This window comes from Brevundimonas sp. CURTG3B2_SDJG (assembly GCF_057364705.1).
Map to the genome: position 1 here is coordinate 1 of NZ_JBNFOJ010000262.1, position 3,813 is coordinate 3,813.

The following is a 3,813-nucleotide window of genomic DNA, read 5'->3' on the forward strand; positions in this document are numbered from 1 at the left end:
TGGGCCGCCCTGCCGGGGGCGGTGCGGACGGTCGCCAGCGCCCCGGCCGCCGCCCTGCCGATCGCCTTCCTGGGCGTGCTGTTCTGTTGTCTCTGGCGAGGGCCGCTGCGGTGGCTCGGAGCGCCGCTGGCCTGCGCGGTGCTGGTCTGGCCCCGCCCGGCGGCGCCGGACCTGTGGATCGGGGACGGCGGGACCCAGGCGGCGTTCGTGCGGAATGGGACGGCCGTCGTCGTCCGGCCCGCCGTGCGTCAGTTCGCCATCGATGTCTGGTCGCGCCGCCGAGGGCTGATGGCCGAGGCGCGGCCGGATGAGGGATGGACCTGCACACGCTTCGCCTGCGCGCCTATGAGGCCCGCAGCCGGCCCGGTGGCGATCTGGTGGGGACGCCGGACGCCGACCGCGGAGCAACTTGGGGCCTTGTGCCGCGCCGCGCCGGTGGTCAGCGTGAGGGCGCAGGTGTCCGCCCTGCCGGCGGCCTGCGAGGAGAACCTAGTTCTGGACGGCGTGGACTACGCCCGGGGCGGGGCGGTGGAGCTATGGCGAGACGGCCCGCAGGCGGCGAACCGGTGGCGGGCCCTTTGGGTCGCGGATGTGCGCGGAGAGCGGCCATGGAGCCGCTACGGCGACGCCGAGGCCTCCGGGGTCAGTGGTAGCGGCGGATGAGGCCGACCAGCTTGCCTTGAACCGCGACTTGGTCCGAACCGTAGATCTTGGTTTCGTAATTGCGGTTGGCCGGCTCCAGCGCGATCGACGCGCCCTTCTTGCGCAGACGCTTGAGCGTGGCCTGCTCGCCCTCGACCAGGGCGACGACGATCTCGCCCGAGTTGGCGTTTTCGGTCGATCTGATGATGACCATGTCGCCGTTGAGGATGCCGGCCTCGATCATCGAGTCGCCCTCGATCTCGAGCAGATAGTGCTCGCCGGCGCCCAGCATGGCTTCCGGGACCGGATAGCGGGCGGTCTCGTGCTCGATGGCGTCGATCGGCGTGCCGGCCGCGATTTTGCCCATCAGGGAAAGCTCGCGCGTGTCGTTCGCCGGTTCGGCGATGGCGCGGCGTCCGCCGCCCTCGATCACGCCCGGCTTGAACCCCGCGTGGCCGCGCGGCGCCCCCGGCGGCGGCCTGTTCAGGAAGCTTGACGACCTCCAGCGCCCGGGCCCGGTGAGCCAGGCGGCGGATGAAGCCGCGTTCCTCCAGCGCCGTGATCAGCCGATGGATCCCCGACTTGGAGGCGAGGTCCAGCGCCTCCTTCATCTCGTCGAAGGACGGAGAGACGCCGGTTTCCTGGATGCGTTCGTGGATGAACATCAGGAGTTCGTGCTGTTTGCGCGTGAGCATGGCGTCGAATCGTCCAGAACAAGGCGTGAACCGTTGTCGATGTTCTGTAAGTGTTCTTGCCTAATGTCAACTTAACGGCGAGCGGCTTCTGAGCCACCGACCGGCGACGCCCGTTCCAGCCGTTCGATCTGTTGGACGGCGTGGGTGTTGGCGGGATCGAGCGCCAGCGAGCGGCGGTAGTGGACAACGGCCTGGGAGGGGTCGCCGTTGATCGCATGGGCCTCGGCCAAGCTGTCTTCGGCGTTGCCGCTTTGCGGGAACAAGGCGACGATCAGCTTCATGATCTCCAGGCCGTCGCTCGGGCGGCCGCTATGCAGCAGACGGTAGCCCCAGTCGTTGAGCTCCAGTTCGTTCCAGCGCAAGGCGGGATCGGCCCGAGCGAGGTCGCGGGCGACGCCTTCGGCGTGCTCGTAGCCGGCCTCGTCGAGCGCGGCTCGCAGCGCCGGCGCGCTGGTGAGCCGCAGGCCTGGAGCCCAGAGCGCGGCGATGCGGTCGATGGAATCCTCGGGATAGGATCCCGAAAGATTGGTGAGCATCACCACCGCCACCTTGTCCTCGGGATAGATGAAGAAGGCCGATCGCGCGCCGCCGGTCATGCCCACCGCACGGTGTCCGTTTCCGCGGGGAAGGATGGTCCAGCCCATCCCCCACTGGCCCAGGGAGCCGTCGTTGAACGCGGCCGGCGTCCACATCATCTCGATCCGCTCAGGGTCGAGCAGCTTCCCGTCCTCAAGCGCGATGATCCAGCGCGCCATGTCGTCGGCGGTGCTGGCCAGGCCGTTCGACGCGCGGTGGAACGGCAGGGAGATGTAGTAGCGCTGCTCCAGCACGCCGGGCGCGGCCGGGCTCGGGCGGGCGAACTGGTAGTCGAGCCCGCGGCCGGGGACCACGGCCCGGGAGTCGGCGTAGACGGTCGAGGTCATGCCAGCGGCGGCGAGCTGCGCGTCGGTGATCACGGCATCCTCGCTGCGGCCGTAGAGCCGGTTCAGCACGCGCTGGATGAGGGTGTAGTTGGTCTGGCAGTAGTGGAAGCGTTCGCCCGGGGGAAAGCGCACGGGCTGGGCCAGCGTCCAAGCCCAGGCCTGCTCCTGGTTGGTGTCGACGGTCGGGGCGCGGTTGATGTCGGGCAGGCCGGACATGTGGCTGAGAAGCTGTCGGATGGTGACCCCGCGCCAGGCCTCTGGCAGATCGTCGAGATACCGTGACACGGGCGCCGAGAGGTCCAGCTTGCCGTCCTGGACCGCCTGCATCGCCGCCAGGCCGGTGAACGCCTTGGTGATGGAGGCGAGGGTGAACACGCTTTCGGTCGTGGCGGGGACGTCGAGCGCCAGGTTCACCGAGCCGTAGGCGCGCGAGAAGGCCACCTGGCCGTCCTTGACCACCGCGACCTGGGCGCCCGGCGTCTGGGTCCTGGCCATGAAGGCGCGGACGGCCTGATCGGTTCGATCGATCCGCTGCTCCGTCGAAAGGGCCTGGGCGGCGAGGGGGGGCGGGGCCTGACTCCGGCAGGTCGGGCGAGCGGGGCGCCGGCGCGGCGCCGATCAGGCCGACGACGGACAGGGACAGAAGGGCGGCGCGGATCATGTCTGAGCTCCAGGCAGGCGCGAGGATCGATCCCCGAGACAGGGAGCGAGGCGCGGTCGAAGGAAGACGGCGAGGCTCGGCGGAAGGCGAAAGCGGCGGGTTATCCCTCGCCGGGCGGCGGAGGGGCGGGCGGACGTCGTCGCCGATCCTGATCGGTGCCGTGGCGCGCGGCGGCGGGCGGATCGACGCGCAGCCCTTCGGCCCGCATGCGCCGGACGTAGTCGCCGTCGACCCCGGCGGTCCTCATCTGGATCAGTTGCGCCACGGAGAGGTCGCGGTAGCCGGCCGAGGCCAGGTCCTTGACGTAGTCCGGACCGACCTGATTGGCCGCGAGGGAGAGCACCTGGTCGTAGGTGAGGTTGTCGTATCCCACCTCGCGAAGGGAGCGGATCCACTCGGGACCGACCTGGTTGCCGGCGAGGTTCATCATCTGCCGCGGCGTAAGACGGCGGATCCACGGCAGATCGCCTTCGAGAGAGGTGATCCACTCCGGCGTGACGCCGATCAGCCGCATCTGGGCGACCAAGTCGGGCGTCAAGGCCTCGGGCCGCGCCTGGGCCGAGGGGGAGGGCTGGGCTGGACCCGGAACCGGGGGCTGGGCGGTGGGCTCTTCGGTCTCCTCCCCCATCCCCGCGCCGGTCCCGATGGCCACCGTCGCCTCGTCCGGCCCGGCGATCGGAACCTCGCGGGCCTCCAAGGACGCTGGGGCGGGGGACGGTGAAAGCAAGGCCGGCAGGGCGGCGTGGAAGACCGATGGAGCCGCAGGCTCGGCGCCGATCATCCGGTCGATCGGCGTGAACGCCGCGACCGGCAGGGCGACGGCGGCGGCCAGGAGGGCACATCCCGCCGTCCAGAACGCGTGCGCGGGCTCCCGTCGGGCGGCGCCGTCCAG

The 3,813-nt window shown here is 70.6% G+C and carries 2 protein-coding genes and 2 pseudogenes; 1 reads left to right on the forward strand and 3 read right to left on the reverse strand.

Annotated features, from left to right (window positions below; translation table 11 throughout):
- Positions 1-663: pseudogene (locus AC2W7C_RS14615) on the forward strand (ComEC/Rec2 family competence protein); the annotation flags it as partial.
- On the opposite strand, the pseudogene lexA reads toward AC2W7C_RS14615, so the two are convergent.
- The 3 genes and pseudogenes from lexA to AC2W7C_RS14630 form a co-directional block, all read right to left on the reverse strand.
- Positions 644-1,337: pseudogene (gene lexA / locus AC2W7C_RS14620) on the reverse strand (transcriptional repressor LexA). The pseudogenes AC2W7C_RS14615 and lexA overlap by 20 nt on opposite strands.
- A gap of 71 nt (positions 1,338-1,408) precedes the next feature.
- Positions 1,409-2,788 (reverse strand): serine hydrolase domain-containing protein, encoded by a 1,380-nt coding sequence (locus tag AC2W7C_RS14625; protein ID WP_486002073.1) that lies wholly within the window; start codon positions 2,786-2,788, stop codon positions 1,409-1,411.
- Positions 2,789-3,021: 233 nt separating this feature from the next.
- A partial coding sequence (locus AC2W7C_RS14630) for a hypothetical protein (protein ID WP_486002072.1) occupies positions 3,022-3,813 on the reverse strand: 792 nt, incomplete at its 5' end.